Raw genomic sequence first — 13,440 nt, forward strand, 5'->3', positions numbered from 1 at the left:
AAGGGGCCAGACCTGCTGAAAACCGCCCTTTGAAACAATGTGAATCAGGAATTTTCCGTCTACCTTGTAGGATTCTGCGACAGCTTGGCGTTTGGTGATCCGGGAGCTGGCACGTATGATGCTTCACAAACTTCCGCAGATTAGAAGCCTATGTCCCTGATAGTTCTACTGCTTCTGCCTTTTATCGGCAGCTGTCTGGCAGCCTTGCTGCCGCACAACGCGCGTAACACCGAATCTTTGTTAGCGGGTCTGGTTGCCTTGATAGGCACCGTTCAGGTCGCCCTGCTGTACCCGCAAATCGCCGATGGCGGCGTGATCCGCGAAGAATTTTTCTGGTTGCCCAGCCTTGGCCTGAACTTCGTCCTGCGCATGGACGGCTTCGCCTGGCTGTTCTCGATGCTGGTGCTGGGCATCGGCACACTGGTTTCGTTGTACGCCCGCTACTACATGTCGCCGGACGATCCGGTGCCGCGGTTCTTCGCGTTTTTCCTGGCGTTCATGGGCGCCATGCTCGGGCTGGTGATCTCCGGCAACCTGATCCAGATCGTGTTTTTCTGGGAGCTGACCAGCCTCTTTTCATTCCTGTTGATCGGCTACTGGCACCACCGCGCCGATGCGCGACGCGGTGCTTATATGGCGCTGATGGTCACCGGCGCAGGCGGTTTGTGTCTGCTGGCGGGGGTTATGCTGCTCGGCCATGTGGTCGGCAGCTATGACCTGGGCAAGGTCCTGGCCGCCGGCGATCTGATTCGCGCACACGCCCTCTACCCTATTCTGCTACCCCTGATCCTGATCGGCGCCCTGAGCAAAAGCGCGCAGTTCCCCTTCCACTTCTGGCTGCCCCACGCGATGGCGGCGCCGACACCGGTTTCGGCTTATCTGCACTCGGCGACCATGGTCAAGGCCGGGGTGTTTCTCCTCGCACGACTGTGGCCGTCGCTGTCCGGCAGCGAAGAATGGTTCTACATCGTCAGCGGCGCCGGCGCCTGCACCCTGTTGCTCGGCGCGTACTGCGCGATGTTCCAGAACGACCTCAAGGGTTTGCTGGCTTACTCGACCATCAGTCACCTGGGCCTGATCACCCTGCTGCTGGGCCTGAACAGTCCGCTGGCCGCCGTGGCCGCGGTGTTTCACATTCTCAACCACGCGACGTTCAAGGCTTCGCTGTTCATGGCCGCCGGGATCATCGACCACGAAAGCGGCACCCGCGACATTCGCAAGCTCAGCGGCCTGATCAAGCTGATCCCGTTCACCGCCACCCTGGCCATGGTCGCCAGCGCTTCCATGGCCGGTGTGCCGCTGCTCAACGGCTTCCTCTCCAAAGAGATGTTCTTCGCCGAAACCGTGTTCATCAATGCCACGGCCTGGATCGAGATGACGCTGCCCATCGTCGCGACCATCGCCGGGACCTTCAGCGTCGCCTACTCGCTGCGCTTTACCGTCGACGTGTTCTTCGGCCCGACCGCCACCGACCTGCCGCACACCCCGCACGAACCGCCCCGCTGGATGCGCGCGCCGGTGGAGTTGTTGGTTTTCGCCTGCCTGGTCGTGGGGATTTTCCCGGCGCAGGTGGTCGGCCCGTTGCTGGCCGCGGCTGCCCTGCCGGTGGTGGGCGGCACCTTGCCTGAATACAGCCTGGCGATCTGGCACGGCTGGAACGCGCCGATGATCATGAGCGTGATCGCCATGTCCTGCGGCATCGTGCTCTATCTGCTGTTGCGCAATCAGCTCAAACAGGGGCGTTTCAAGTACCCGCCGTTCATTGGCCGGTTCAACGGCAAGCGCCTGTTCGAGCGCAGCCTGGTGATCATGATGCGCCTGGCCCGTCGTCTCGAGCGGCGGATCAGCACCAAGCGCCTGCAAACCCAATTGTTCCTGGTGGTGCTCGCGGCCGTGTTGGCCGGGTTGATCCCGATGCTCCACAGCAGCCTGAGCTGGGGCGACCGGCCGAAGATTCCGGGCTCGATCGTGTTCGTGATCCTCTGGCTGCTGGCGATTGCGTGCGCGCTCGGCGCGGCGTGGCAGGCCAAATATCACCGGCTCGCGGCCCTGACCATGGTCAGCGTCTGCGGCCTGATGACCTGCATCACCTTCGTCTGGTTCTCGGCGCCGGACCTGGCCTTGACGCAACTGGCGGTCGAAGTGGTGACCACGGTGTTGATCCTCCTCGGTCTGCGCTGGCTACCTCGACGGATCGAAGAGGTGTCGCCGTTGCCGAGCACCCTGCGCAAGGCACGCATCCGCCGTATCCGCGACTTGCTGCTGTCGACCGTGGTCGGTGGCGGCATGGCATTGCTGGCCTACGCGATGCTGACGCGCCAGACGCCGAACGACATTTCCTCGTTCTACCTCAGCCGTGCCCTGCCCGAAGGCGGCGGCAGCAACGTGGTCAACGTGATGCTGGTGGACTTCCGCGGCTTCGATACCCTCGGTGAAATTACCGTGCTGGTGGCCGTGGCCCTGACCGTATTCGCCCTGCTGCGACGCTTCCGTCCGCCAAAAGAAAGCCTGCAGTTGCCGGCCCAGCAGCGTCTGCTGGCACCGGACGTGGTGACTGATCTGGTCAACCCGCGCCACGCCAGCGACACCGCGCTCGGTTTCATGATGGTGCCGGCGGTGCTGGTCCGCCTGCTGCTGCCGATCGCCTTTGTGGTGTCGGTCTACCTGTTCATGCGCGGCCACAATCAACCGGGCGGCGGTTTTGTCGCGGGTCTGGTGATGTCCGTAGCGTTCATCCTGCAATACATGGTCGCCGGCACCCAGTGGGTCGAAGCACAAATGAGCCTGCGACCGCTGCGCTGGATGGGCACCGGCCTGCTGTTTGCTACGGTGACCGGGCTCGGGGCGATGGCCGTCGGGTATCCGTTCCTGACCACCCACACCTGGCATTTCGGACTGCCGGTGTTCGGTGACATTCACATTGCCAGTGCGCTGTTCTTCGACATTGGCGTGTACGCCGTAGTGGTCGGTTCGACTCTGTTGATCCTCACCGCCCTCGCTCACCAATCGGTACGGGGTCACAAGACCGCTGCCCTGCCTAGATCCGTTGCCACGCAAGGAGCCGTCTGATGGAAGAAGTCATCGCAATCGCCATCGGCGTATTGGCCGCGTCCGGGGTCTGGCTGATCCTGCGGCCACGGACGTTTCAGGTGGTGATGGGCCTGTGCCTGCTGTCCTACGGCGTCAATCTGTTCATCTTCAGCATGGGCAGCCTGTTTATCGGCAAGGAGCCGATCATCAAGGACGGCGTGCCGCAGGACCTGTTGCACTACACCGACCCGCTGCCGCAAGCGCTGGTGCTGACCGCCATCGTGATCAGCTTCGCCATGACCGCGCTGTTTCTGGTGGTGCTGCTGGCTTCCCGGGGCCTGACCGGTACCGACCACGTGGATGGCCGGGAGCCTAAAGAATGAATCTGATGCCGCACCTGATCGCTGCACCGATTCTGCTGCCGCTGCTGACCGCCGCCGTGATGCTGATGCTGGGGGAGAAACACCGTCCGCTGAAGGCCAAGATCAACCTGTTCTCCAGTCTGGTGGGGCTGGGCATTGCCGTACTGTTGCTGCAATGGACTCAGGAGACGGGCGTCCCCGGCTCCATCGGCGTGTACCTGCCGGGCAACTGGCAGGTGCCGTTCGGTCTCGTGCTGGTGGTCGATCGTCTGTCGGCGCTGATGCTGGTGCTGACCGGGATCATCGGCGTCAGCGCCCTGCTGTTCGCCATGGCCCGTTGGGACGGTGCCGGTTCGAGTTTCCACGCGCTGTTCCAGATTCAGATGATGGGCCTGTACGGCGCGTTCCTGACGGCGGACCTGTTCAACCTGTTTGTGTTTTTTGAAGTGTTGCTGGCGGCCTCTTATGGCCTGATGCTCCACGGTTCGGGTCGGTCGCGGGTGTCGGCGGGGCTGCATTACATCTCGATCAACCTGCTGGCCTCGTCGCTGTTCCTGATCGGCGCGGCGCTGATCTACGGCGTCACCGGCACCCTGAACATGGCCGACCTGGCGCTGAAAATCCCGCTGGTACCGGAAGCCGATCGCGGCCTGCTGCATGCCGGCGCGGGGATTCTGGCCGTGGCGTTCCTGGCCAAGGCCGGGATGTGGCCACTGAACTTCTGGTTGGTGCCGGCCTATTCCGCGGCGAGCGCGCCGGTGGCGGCGATGTTCGCGATCATGACCAAGGTCGGTGTCTACACCTTGCTGCGCTTGTGGACCCTGCTGTTCTCCGGTCAGGCCGGCGCCTCGGCGTACTTTGGTGGCGACTGGCTGATCTACGGTGGCATGGCGACCATCGTCTGCGCTGCGGTGGCGATCCTCGCCGCACAACGTCTGGAGCGCCTGGCCAGCCTGAGCATTCTGGTGTCGGCCGGGATTCTGCTGTCGGCCATCGGTTTCGCCCAGCCCAACCTGATCGGCGCGGCACTGTTCTATCTGGTCAGCTCGACCCTGGCATTGAGCGCGTTGTTCCTGTTGGCCGAGTTGATCGAGCGTTCGCGTTCGGCGAATGAAATGCCGTTGTTCGATGACGGCGATCTGCCGCGACCGATGGAATCCTTGCAGCCGCCCAAAGGCATCAACCTCGATGACGAGCAGAAAGCCGTGGTCGGCCAGGTGATTCCCTGGACCAAGGCGTTCCTCGGGTTGAGCTTCATTGCCTGCTCGCTGCTGATCATCGGCATGCCGCCGCTCTCGGGATTCATTGGCAAACTCGGCTTGCTCAGCGCCCTGCTCAATCCGCTGGGCCTGGGCAATGGCGCCGATGAGCCGGTTTCTAACGCGGCGTGGGGCTTGCTGGCGCTGTTGATCCTCTCCGGGCTGGCGTCGTTGATTGCCTTCTCGCGCTTGGGCATCCAGCGGTTCTGGACGCCTGAGGAGCGGCCGTCGCCGTTGCTGCGACGCTTCGAATGCGTACCGATCATTGCGCTGCTGGGCTTGAGCATTGCGCTGACCTTCAAGGCCGAGCCGCTGCTGCTCTACACCCAGGCAGCCGCCCAAGCCTTGAACAACCCGCAGCAATACGTGATGGCGGTGCTCGGTACCCGTGCGGTTCCAAGCCCGGAAGCCAAAGCCGCGGTAGCGGAGGTCACACCATGAAGCGTCTGTTTCCTGCTCCCTGGTTGTCGCTGGCCCTGTGGTTGCTGTGGCTGGTGCTGAACCTGTCGATGAGCCCCGGCAATCTGCTGCTGGGCGCGGTGCTGGGGTTCTGCGCGCCGTTGATGATGCGCAAGCTGCGACCGCTGCCGATCCGCATTCGTCGGCCGGGCGTGATTGTGGGTTTGTTCTTTCTTGTCGGTCGCGATGTGGTGGTGTCCAACCTCGCCGTGGCCTGGAGCGTGCTCAACGCCGGTCGCCGTCCACCGCGCTCGCGCTTCATCAAGGTGCCGCTGGATTTGCGTGACGCCAACGGCCTGGCCGCGTTGTCGATGATCTGCACGGTGATTCCCGGCACGGTCTGGTCGGAACTGGCGCTGGACCGCAGTATTTTGTTGCTGCACGTCTTCGATCTGGATGACGAAGCGCTGTTCATCCAGCACTTCAAGGCGACCTACGAGCGCCCCTTGATGGAGATCTTCGAATGAGCGCCTTGCTGTCGAACGCGATCCTGCTGAGCCTGTTCATCTTTTCCCTGGCGATGATTCTGACCCTGATCCGGCTGTTCAAGGGCCCGTCGGCTCAGGACCGGGTTCTGGCACTGGATTACCTGTACATCATCGCGATGCTGATGATGCTGGCGCTGGGCATTCGTTATGCCAGTGACACTTACTTCGAGGCGGCGCTGCTGATTGCGCTGTTCGGTTTCGTCGGCTCGTTTGCCCTGGCGAAATTCCTGCTGCGTGGCGAGGTGATCGAATGAGCGCTGAACTGTCTCTGTGGATTGAAATTCCGGTGGCGATCCTGCTGGTGATCAGCAGTCTGTTTGCGCTGATCGGCGCGGTTGGACTGGTGCGAATGAAGGACTACTTCCAGCGCATGCACCCGCCGGCGCTGGCGTCGACCTTGGGCGCCTGGTGCGTGGCGCTGGCTTCGATCATTTACTTTTCGGCACTCAAGTCCGGGCCGGTGTTGCATGCCTGGCTGATTCCGATTCTGTTGTCGATTACGGTGCCGGTGACCACGCTGTTGCTGGCGCGGGCGGCGCTGTTTCGTAAGCGCATGGCGGGGGATGATGTGCCGGCCGAGGTGAGCAGTCGGCGCACGGAAAGCGGGAGTTAAGTTCAGAGGTTTGTATTGATTGTAAGGGCCTCTTCGCGAGCAAGCCCGCTCCCACATTTGCTCTCCAGTGAACACAGATTTTGTGTCTGACGGAGATCAAATGTGGGAGCGGGCTTGCTCGCGAAGGCGATAGTCCGGTCGACTCAGATCCAGGCGACTGCCAACAACCCCGCCCCCAACACCACACACAACGGCGAATACGCCCAGGTGTCGAGCCGGGCAAACTTCGAATCCTTCACCTGTTTGAAGAACCCCATCAGATGCGAATCGCCAATCGCCCGGGCAAACATCAGCATCGCAATCGCGCTGATCACCCATTGCAGCGACCAGTGATGCACCGTCGGCAGATACAGGCCGACCCGCATGCACACCAGCATCGCTATCAGCAGCAACCCGACCGCCACCAGCAACGTCGCAAAGCCTGAAGGCTTGAAGGCCAGCCTGGGTTCTGCGCCGTCCTCCGCGGATATTCGCGGGACCGCCGCCTCGCTACCCAACTTGCCACCAGCCGCCCAGTACAGGTGGATCAGGCTGATCAACAGGAAGATGGCAGCCATCCATTGCGCGATCAATAGGCTCATGTTCAGACTTCCAGCGTGAAATGTCGCAGCAGGATGAACTTCCTTGAACGATTTTGTAAGGGTATTCGTCATCAGCGATGATAAAGTGCCGCCCCATGAAACTCGCCCGAACTGATCGCACATTGATGGCATGGATGCTTTATTGCTGCGTCCTGTTCAACGTGTTCACCTGCAGTATCGGTCACGGTCAAATGGTCGGGATGCAGCTCAACGGCATCGGCGGCCAGTTCTGTACCGTCGACCCGGCCAGCCAGTTGCCGGCCTCGTCGAACACCTCCGACGACAAACTGCCGACCCTGTCCAAGGCCTTCGGCTTCCCGTTGTGCTCCACCGGCGGCATGGGCCCGGCGCTCAACTCCAGCCTGACCCTGGCAATCCTCCCGCAGCAACACAGTCCGCCCTTGGCCGTCGTCGCCAACGCTGACCTCCCTGCCCGCTTCACCTGGCCCTCGGCCAACCCTCGTGCTCCGCCTGTCGCCTGAATTTCTTCGTCTTTTCCGATCAGCCCACTTCGCCAACGCGTGGCGTTGGCGTGTGCGCTGTTTCCTAGTCAAGCATTCAGGATTCATCGATGAAACGCATTCCTTTACTGGCAAGCCTGTTCGGCTGCCTGTCTGTAAACGCTTGGGCGCAATCCACAATCGACCTCGCGCCCACCACCATTGACGGCGAAGCGGCGGCCGAGCCGGGGCTGAGTCTGGATCAGTCCAGCGGCATGGCGTCGCGGCTTGGCCTGAGCGTGCGCGAAACCCCCGCCTCGGTAGCCGTGGCCAACCGCAACGACATCGAGCGCCACGGTGCGCAGAACTTCCAGGACGCTGCCAACACCCTACCGGGCGTCAACGCCAGCGCACCACCGGGTTTCGGTGGGTTCGTCTCCTACCGCGGTTTCACCAGCAGTCAGATCACCCAGATGTTCAACGGCATCAATGTCTCCGGCGGCCTCGCCCGGCCGGTAGACGCCTGGATCTATGATCGAGTGGAACTGGTCGGCGGCCCGTCATCGCTGATCAATGGTGCTGGCTCGGTGGGCGGTTCGCTGAACTACGTGACCAAACTGGCGACTCTCGAAGAGCAAGCCGTCGAAGGCTGGGTCAGCTACGGCAGTTACGACACCACCGAGACCGCATTCGGCCTCAACCACGCCCTGAGCGATGCCAGCGCGGACGTGCAGCACTACGCGCGGCTCGATGTCAGCCACAACACCGGCAACGGCTACATCGACCGTCAGGAGCGTGATGCGTGGAGCGTGGCGTTCTCGCTGCTCAGTGACCTGACGCCGAACCTGTCTCACACCTTGGCCCTGGAATATCAGGATGAACACGAAGACAGCCCTTACTGGGGCACGCCGGTGCTCAACCCCAAGGCCGGCAAATTGAAGATCGACAAGCACAACCGCTTCAACAACTACAACGTCGAGGATGGCCGCTACGAGCAGCGCACGATCTGGGTGCGCTCGATCATCGACTACCGGATCAACGACAGCACCACCCTGCACAACACCCTCTACCACCTCGACAGTCAGCGCGATTACCGCAACCTGGAAACCTACCAGTACAACGCCGACAACAGTGCGGTGAATCGCTCCACCGCCTATCAGGTTCGCCATCAGGGCGAGCAGAACGGCAACCAGTTCGAACTGCGCCACGACAACACGTTGTTCGGGCTGGACACGACCTGGTCCGGCGGCTTCGAGTACAAGGTCAACCAGACCACCAACTCGCCACTGAACGTCAAAGGTGCCAGCACCGTCGACCCGAATAACTTCCAACCGGGTCACTTCTACGACATCCCGGGCACCAAACCGGGGTTTGTCAGCGACAAGACCAACGAAGTCACCACCAAAGCCCTGTTCGCCGAGAACCGCTTGGCCCTCACCGACAAACTCGCGCTGCTGACCGGCCTGCGTTATGACGACATCGACCTGGACGTGACCAACCACCGGGTCGTGACCGCCAGCAATCCCCGGCACCTCAAGCGCAGCTGGGAGCCGGTGACCGGTCGGGTCGGCCTGACTTACCAATTCATTCCCGAAGCCAACGTCTACGTGCAATACAGCACCGCCGCCGAACAGCCTAATGGCACGCAAGACTTCGACGTGTCCACCGGCAAGCAATGGGAAGTCGGCAGTAAATTCGATTATCTGGACGGCCGCGGCTCGGCGACAGTGGCGGCTTACACGATTGAGCGAAAGGACTTCGCGGTGACCGATCCACTGGATCCGACCAGCAGCATTCCCGTGGGTCAGCAGACGTCCAAAGGCATCGAACTGGCCAGTTCGTTCAGGATCACCGACAAGCTGTTGGCCGAAGGCAACTTCGCCTGGGTCGATGCGCAGTACGACGAATTCAACGAGAAGAATGCGGCGGATGTGGTGGTTTCACGCAAAGGCAACACACCGACCAACGTGCCGGACCGGGTCGGCAATCTGTGGCTGACCTATGACTTCGCGCCGCAATGGCAGGGCGGTGTCGACGCGCGGTATGTGGCCTCGGTGTTTGCCGACAGCGCCAACACCCTGACCGTGCCGTCGTACACGCTCTACGGAACGTTCCTCAGCTACAAGGTCGATCAACACACCACCGTCACCGGCCGGGTGCGCAACCTGACCAATGAGGTGTATGCCGAATTTGCCCATGTGTCACCGGCGTACTACCTCGGTACGCCGCGTACCTTCGAGTTGGCGGTGCAGACCCGATTCTAAAAGCAAAAACAAAAGCATCGCGAGCAAGCTCGCTCCCACAGTTGATCGCGTACTCCTGTGGGAGCGGGCTTGCTCGCGAAGGCGTCAGACTCACTGCATCACTTCAACTCGGCAGAGACTTTATCCGCCACTTCCTTGGGCACCCAGGCCTGCCACACGTCCGGGTGCGCCTTCATGAACGCCTGCGCCGCCTGCCGTGGCGGAGTGTGCTTTTCGCTCATCTCGGCCAGCGCCCTGTTCAATGGATCGATTGGCAAGTCGACCTTGGTGAAGAACTCGGCAATCTGCGGATATTGCTTCTGGAATGGCGCGGACACGCCAATGGACAGCTTCGAGGGCAGTGAGCGAGTCGGTTTCGGATTCGGGTTGTCGGCGTCGGTCAGGGTTTTCCAGGCATCGGCGTCGAACGGCGGCTCTTCCAGCTGAACCAGTTTGAAGCGGCCGAGCAACGGAGTTGGCGACCAGTAATAGAACAGCACCGGTTTGCCGCGCCGAATCGAAGAACTGATCTCCGCATCCAGCGCTGCGCCGGAACCGCTGCGGAAATTCACATAGCTGTCATCCAGCCCATACGCCTTGAGTTTCTGTTTGTTGACCACTTCCGACGTCCAGCCGATCGGGCTATTGAGGAAGCGCCCCTTGCCCGGGGTTTCCGGATCGCTGAACACGCCCTTGTATTTCGGCAGGTCGCTGACACTGCGCAGGCCCGGTGCCAGCGGCTTGATGCCTTTCGCCGGGTCGCCCTTGATCACATATTCGGGCACCCACCAACCTTCGGTGGCGCCCTTGACCGTATCGCCGAGACTCGCGACTTTGCCTTCAGCCTCAGCCTTGACCCAGACCGGACTGCGACCGGCCCACTCTTCGCCAATGACCTGAATGTCATTGTTGGCCAGTGCGGTCTCCAGGGTGATGGTCGTCCCCGGCAAGGTATCGGTCGGCAGCCCGTAGCCCTTCTCGACGATGATCCGCAGGATATCGGTGATCAGGCTGCCGCTTTCCCAGTTCAGGTCGGCGAAGTGGATCGGCGCCTGGGCCGCGAACACCGGAATGGGTGAAGCCAACAATCCGAAAGTGGCCAGGGTAGCGGCCAGCAACCGTCGAAATCCGTTCATGCTTTTGCACCTCGTGCTGTTCACAGCAATAGCAGGATGGCCTGGCAGAAGACCGCAAAGCCTCTGAATACTCAGTCATCTGACTGTAGTAGAGGTTCCTGCTTTCGAGGGAGGTCAATCAATTTTCGGAAGGTTCCTGCAAGCGCGCCAGCGCTCTTCGTACCATGCTGGCGTATTCCGCCGGACGCAACGTATAGATCTGTGACGCCACCCAACCCAGCCATGCACCTTGCAAAACAACCTTCTGGTCGAACATCCGCTGGGCTTCGGCTTGCGCACTGGCCTGGTTCTGTTCGTGGAAGTCGGCGCGGGTCAGGATCATTATTCGCTGGCCTTGAAGGTGACCAGTTCGCCTTTGCGCCACTTGGCCGCCTTGGCGGTCACGGCTTTCAGGGTTTTGGTCAGGCCTTCCTGCAACTGTTGGTGGGCGGCGAACACCATCACCACGCTATGCCCTTCCTTGAACACGATCCCGTGACCATCAGCAGTGGTGACGAAGGCGTAATCACCCAGGCCGTAAACCGTCAGTTTGATTTCGCGGAACTTGATGTCCAGCTTGCCGCCTTCGCGACTGGGCAATACAGAGGCGCTGAAATGATCGCCGACCTTGAGTTTAAGCCCTGGTTTGTCATCAACCACCAGCGCCTCTTCGGTGTCGATCTCGGCAATGTAAATGCCTTCAGCGTTCTGTTCGGTGATGTAAACAAAACGTGACTGGAACTGTTTAACCAGCTTTGCGCGCAAATCACCCAGCACGAACAAAGCATGCATATCGAGATTACTTACTGCCAAGGAAACATCCCCACATCTGAAAATGATGCTGCACGCAGGAAAACAGCGCACAGCAGAAAAAAGCGGCAATGCCGAAGGTGTAGCCAAATGACCCGGGTTGAAATCCTGAAACGAGCAGAGCGCTCATTCATCGCGAGGTTTGAGAAGACTACTGGAACAACACTCACGTCGTCTTGCCTGGCGTTCGTCAGAGGTTGAAGGAAAAAGCCCTTCCGACGGCCAGAAAAACGGGACTACCAACTTTAGGGAAAAAACTCTTTAAAAAAAGCACTTTTCCGACATATCGCCAGCAAAAAATTGCTTTAGATGAACATCGATCGCCAAACACTGACGGTGATTCTAGAGCAGCGATGCTCATCGAGACTACCCAAAACCACGTACGCACGTCGGTAAAACTACGAAAAGGACTTCATATGTGCACGCTGACACATTTTGCTCACCCTCAGGCGCCCAATACGAACCGCTCGAGGACACTGCCCCCAGGGATGTTTCAACCGCATGAATACTACCCTGAAGAGCTCGCCCGGCCACGCTTTCAGGTCATTCTGGCCGGCAATGCCTTTTTTCATATCAAGGAAATTTCCACCGGCCGCGTCAGAGGTTTCCGCGGCAATCATAACGAAGCCTGCGCCCTTGCCCGCTCGCTCGAGTTACGCGGTTGACGGTCCCGCCCGTTCATTTCCATAGACGCTTCGTCATGCCGGCGACTTAACTCAGCCGCCAGCATGCAACTACTGCCATACTGCCCGACCAATGAAATCCGTCCCCAGGGTGGGCGGCGTTCAAAACAACAGAATATTTTCAAGGGAAGGCGGCTACGTGACGGAATTTGATATCGGTGAATTTTTTATCCGGGGCGAAGCCAGAGAAGTCGAAGGCGAATTCCAGGCAGTCATTATCATGCGCGCCAAACCACCGCTGACCGCCGTGACGTATCACCAGGTCGAGAAGGATCGCTGGTTCAAGACCTCGGACGTTGCCGCCGTTGCCGCCCAGGAGGCCGCCAAGGCGCTGAAGCTTGCCGTCGATGACGGTGCATTGAAAGCCTGATAGTCGGTTTGCAGTCTATGCTCATTTTTGCTTACGAACATCGCCATCGAACTCCTGAAGCGCGGCTCCCTCAGATGCAATGAAGCCGCCCCTCAAATCTCGCACTCGACGCGACCCGCAAGGAGATGAACATGGATTCACCCATACATGACTTGAAAGGTTTGTTCGACCAACTCGGTCTGGACTCCAACGAGAAGGCCATCGACGATTTCATTGCCAGTCATTCGCCCTTGGCTGACAACAAAAAACTCATCGATGCCGAGTTCTGGTCCCCGCAGCAAGCCGGCTTCCTGAAAGAACAATTGCGTGAAGACGCGGATTGGGCGCGGGTGGTCGACGACCTGAACCTGCGCATGCATCAGATCCACTAGCCTCTGATTCCATGCAGGCTGTCGGGTGTTTTGGCGTTCAATTGCGCCAACCAGGCAGCCCTGCACTCCTGCGCCTCTTCGCGACTTGAGAATGCCGTTCCGCGGCGTTCGCCATTGAGCAGCACCACCCAACAGACGCTCTTCCCCAGCGAACGCAAACTGGCAGGCACACCGCTGCCTATCATGACGGCGACATCGACTTTGCTTTGCATGCTGACCTCTCGAACTTCATTAGCAACCTAACTATGTAGGCATGGTAATGAGTTCATTCGCTTGGAAACAGCAACGCAACTGCACAGCTTTGTTGTTGGACCGGTAACAATGGCCGGTCTATCAACGTAATGCTGTTCACTTAAGTTTGGTGTTTTCAGGTGCACACATGCGTAGCTAGGGGGCGGTGGATCGAGCGCCGACCTGTTTTTTTTGTGTGCATATCCGTTTCTGCGGTGATGGCGGCTATCGGTTTCGCTTTTACAGCGAGTCACTTTGGAAAAGCCCCAAAGTAACCAAAGGGCTCTTGCCCCTGTCGTTCGGTGCCTCGCCTAGGCTCGGCATACCCTCGCTCCGGTCCTGCTCCGTGGGCCCGCCGCCATCGGCCATCCATGGCCGGGGGCGG

Annotated in this window: 16 protein-coding genes; 11 read left to right on the plus strand and 5 right to left on the minus strand. The window is 60.2% G+C overall.

Annotated features, from left to right (window positions below):
• Positions 1 to 150 precede the first annotated feature (150 nt).
• Genes ASC74_RS24915 through ASC74_RS24940 form a run of 6 tightly spaced genes read left to right on the plus strand, consistent with a single transcriptional unit; the run spans position 151 to position 6,211 of the window.
• Complete coding sequence (locus tag ASC74_RS24915) at positions 151 to 3,069, plus strand: monovalent cation/H+ antiporter subunit A (RefSeq protein WP_056744897.1); 2,919 nt, start codon at positions 151 to 153, stop codon at positions 3,067 to 3,069.
• Positions 3,069 to 3,413 carry a Na+/H+ antiporter subunit C gene (locus ASC74_RS24920; RefSeq protein ID WP_007986256.1) on the plus strand — a complete coding sequence of 115 codons (345 nt, stop codon included), beginning with the start codon at positions 3,069 to 3,071 and terminating at the stop codon, positions 3,411 to 3,413. Before ASC74_RS24915 ends, ASC74_RS24920 begins: the two co-directional genes overlap by 1 nt.
• Positions 3,410 to 5,092 (plus strand): monovalent cation/H+ antiporter subunit D, encoded by a 1,683-nt coding sequence (locus ASC74_RS24925; protein WP_056744899.1) that lies wholly within the window; start codon positions 3,410 to 3,412, stop codon positions 5,090 to 5,092. Before ASC74_RS24920 ends, ASC74_RS24925 begins: the two co-directional genes overlap by 4 nt.
• Positions 5,089 to 5,577: a Na+/H+ antiporter subunit E gene (locus ASC74_RS24930; protein WP_056744900.1), complete on the plus strand. Its 489-nt coding sequence runs from the start codon at positions 5,089 to 5,091 to the stop codon at positions 5,575 to 5,577. The genes ASC74_RS24925 and ASC74_RS24930 overlap by 4 nt, the downstream gene beginning before the upstream one ends.
• Complete coding sequence (locus ASC74_RS24935; RefSeq protein WP_008151692.1) at positions 5,574 to 5,852, plus strand: K+/H+ antiporter subunit F; 279 nt, start codon at positions 5,574 to 5,576, stop codon at positions 5,850 to 5,852. The genes ASC74_RS24930 and ASC74_RS24935 overlap by 4 nt, the downstream gene beginning before the upstream one ends.
• Positions 5,849 to 6,211 carry a Na+/H+ antiporter subunit G gene (locus ASC74_RS24940; protein ID WP_056744902.1) on the plus strand — a complete coding sequence of 121 codons (363 nt, stop codon included), beginning with the start codon at positions 5,849 to 5,851 and terminating at the stop codon, positions 6,209 to 6,211. The genes ASC74_RS24935 and ASC74_RS24940 overlap by 4 nt, the downstream gene beginning before the upstream one ends.
• A gap of 143 nt (positions 6,212 to 6,354) precedes the next feature.
• Here the strand turns inward: ASC74_RS24940 and ASC74_RS24945 are convergent, their stop codons facing one another.
• Positions 6,355 to 6,792, minus strand: a complete 438-nt coding sequence (locus ASC74_RS24945; RefSeq protein WP_056744904.1) for a DUF3995 domain-containing protein — start codon at positions 6,790 to 6,792, stop codon at positions 6,355 to 6,357.
• A gap of 95 nt (positions 6,793 to 6,887) precedes the next feature.
• Here ASC74_RS24945 and ASC74_RS24950 point away from each other — a divergent pair, with 95 nt between their 5' ends.
• Both ASC74_RS24950 and ASC74_RS24955 read left to right on the plus strand, forming a co-directional pair.
• Complete coding sequence (locus ASC74_RS24950) at positions 6,888 to 7,274, plus strand: DUF2946 domain-containing protein (protein ID WP_056744906.1); 387 nt, start codon at positions 6,888 to 6,890, stop codon at positions 7,272 to 7,274.
• 89 nt (positions 7,275 to 7,363) lie between these two features.
• Positions 7,364 to 9,496, plus strand: a complete 2,133-nt coding sequence (locus ASC74_RS24955; protein WP_056744908.1) for a TonB-dependent receptor — start codon at positions 7,364 to 7,366, stop codon at positions 9,494 to 9,496.
• A 98-nt stretch (positions 9,497 to 9,594) separates the two neighbouring features.
• Here ASC74_RS24955 and ASC74_RS24960 read toward each other — a convergent pair whose 3' ends face one another.
• From ASC74_RS24960 to ASC74_RS24970, 3 genes are all read right to left on the minus strand, one after another.
• On the minus strand, positions 9,595 to 10,611 hold the full coding sequence (locus ASC74_RS24960) for an ABC transporter substrate-binding protein (RefSeq protein ID WP_056744909.1): 1,017 nt from the start codon (positions 10,609 to 10,611) through the stop codon (positions 9,595 to 9,597).
• Positions 10,612 to 10,729: 118 nt separating this feature from the next.
• Positions 10,730 to 10,933: a hypothetical protein gene (locus ASC74_RS24965; RefSeq protein WP_056744911.1), complete on the minus strand. Its 204-nt coding sequence runs from the start codon at positions 10,931 to 10,933 to the stop codon at positions 10,730 to 10,732.
• Positions 10,933 to 11,403 carry a hypothetical protein gene (locus tag ASC74_RS24970; RefSeq protein WP_008151679.1) on the minus strand — a complete coding sequence of 157 codons (471 nt, stop codon included), beginning with the start codon at positions 11,401 to 11,403 and terminating at the stop codon, positions 10,933 to 10,935. The genes ASC74_RS24965 and ASC74_RS24970 overlap by 1 nt, the downstream gene beginning before the upstream one ends.
• 413 nt (positions 11,404 to 11,816) lie before the next feature.
• Between ASC74_RS24970 and ASC74_RS24975 the strand changes: the two genes are divergently transcribed.
• The 3 genes from ASC74_RS24975 to ASC74_RS24985 all read left to right on the plus strand — a co-directional run bounded on the left by ASC74_RS24975 (position 11,817) and on the right by ASC74_RS24985 (position 12,824).
• Positions 11,817 to 12,065 carry a hypothetical protein gene (locus tag ASC74_RS24975; RefSeq protein ID WP_056744913.1) on the plus strand — a complete coding sequence of 83 codons (249 nt, stop codon included), beginning with the start codon at positions 11,817 to 11,819 and terminating at the stop codon, positions 12,063 to 12,065.
• Positions 12,066 to 12,222: 157 nt separating this feature from the next.
• Complete coding sequence (locus ASC74_RS24980; protein WP_056744915.1) at positions 12,223 to 12,453, plus strand: hypothetical protein; 231 nt, start codon at positions 12,223 to 12,225, stop codon at positions 12,451 to 12,453.
• 131 nt (positions 12,454 to 12,584) lie between these two features.
• On the plus strand, positions 12,585 to 12,824 hold the full coding sequence (locus ASC74_RS24985) for a DUF2789 domain-containing protein (RefSeq protein WP_056744917.1): 240 nt from the start codon (positions 12,585 to 12,587) through the stop codon (positions 12,822 to 12,824).
• Here the strand turns inward: ASC74_RS24985 and ASC74_RS24990 are convergent.
• Positions 12,821 to 13,036 (minus strand): hypothetical protein, encoded by a 216-nt coding sequence (locus ASC74_RS24990; RefSeq protein ID WP_056744918.1) that lies wholly within the window; start codon positions 13,034 to 13,036, stop codon positions 12,821 to 12,823. The two genes, ASC74_RS24985 and ASC74_RS24990, sit on opposite strands and share 4 nt — an antisense overlap.
• Positions 13,037 to 13,440: the final 404 nt, after the last annotated feature.

This window comes from Pseudomonas sp. Root329, from assembly GCF_001424925.1.
Classification (GTDB): Bacteria; Pseudomonadota; Gammaproteobacteria; order Pseudomonadales; family Pseudomonadaceae; genus Aquipseudomonas; species Aquipseudomonas arabinosi.

What these genes read in the sequence shown, in the direction of transcription:
- ASC74_RS24935 (WP_008151692.1), top strand. Translation starts at nt 5,574, where the DNA reads ATGAGCGCCTTGCTGTCGAACGCGATCCTGCTGAGCCTGTTCATCTTT.
- ASC74_RS24985 (WP_056744917.1), top strand. Translation starts at nt 12,585, where the DNA reads ATGGATTCACCCATACATGACTTGAAAGGTTTGTTCGACCAACTCGGT.
- ASC74_RS24965 (WP_056744911.1), bottom strand. Translation starts at nt 10,933, where the DNA reads ATGATCCTGACCCGCGCCGACTTCCACGAACAGAACCAGGCCAGTGCG.
- ASC74_RS24975 (WP_056744913.1), top strand. Translation starts at nt 11,817, where the DNA reads ATGTGCACGCTGACACATTTTGCTCACCCTCAGGCGCCCAATACGAAC.
- ASC74_RS24930 (WP_056744900.1), top strand. Translation starts at nt 5,089, where the DNA reads ATGAAGCGTCTGTTTCCTGCTCCCTGGTTGTCGCTGGCCCTGTGGTTG.
- ASC74_RS24915 (WP_056744897.1), top strand. Translation starts at nt 151, where the DNA reads ATGTCCCTGATAGTTCTACTGCTTCTGCCTTTTATCGGCAGCTGTCTG.
- ASC74_RS24960 (WP_056744909.1), bottom strand. Translation starts at nt 10,611, where the DNA reads ATGAACGGATTTCGACGGTTGCTGGCCGCTACCCTGGCCACTTTCGGA.
- ASC74_RS24945 (WP_056744904.1), bottom strand. Translation starts at nt 6,792, where the DNA reads ATGAGCCTATTGATCGCGCAATGGATGGCTGCCATCTTCCTGTTGATC.
- ASC74_RS24955 (WP_056744908.1), top strand. Translation starts at nt 7,364, where the DNA reads ATGAAACGCATTCCTTTACTGGCAAGCCTGTTCGGCTGCCTGTCTGTA.
- ASC74_RS24925 (WP_056744899.1), top strand. Translation starts at nt 3,410, where the DNA reads ATGAATCTGATGCCGCACCTGATCGCTGCACCGATTCTGCTGCCGCTG.
- ASC74_RS24950 (WP_056744906.1), top strand. Translation starts at nt 6,888, where the DNA reads ATGAAACTCGCCCGAACTGATCGCACATTGATGGCATGGATGCTTTAT.
- ASC74_RS24990 (WP_056744918.1), bottom strand. Translation starts at nt 13,036, where the DNA reads ATGCAAAGCAAAGTCGATGTCGCCGTCATGATAGGCAGCGGTGTGCCT.
- ASC74_RS24920 (WP_007986256.1), top strand. Translation starts at nt 3,069, where the DNA reads ATGGAAGAAGTCATCGCAATCGCCATCGGCGTATTGGCCGCGTCCGGG.
- ASC74_RS24940 (WP_056744902.1), top strand. Translation starts at nt 5,849, where the DNA reads ATGAGCGCTGAACTGTCTCTGTGGATTGAAATTCCGGTGGCGATCCTG.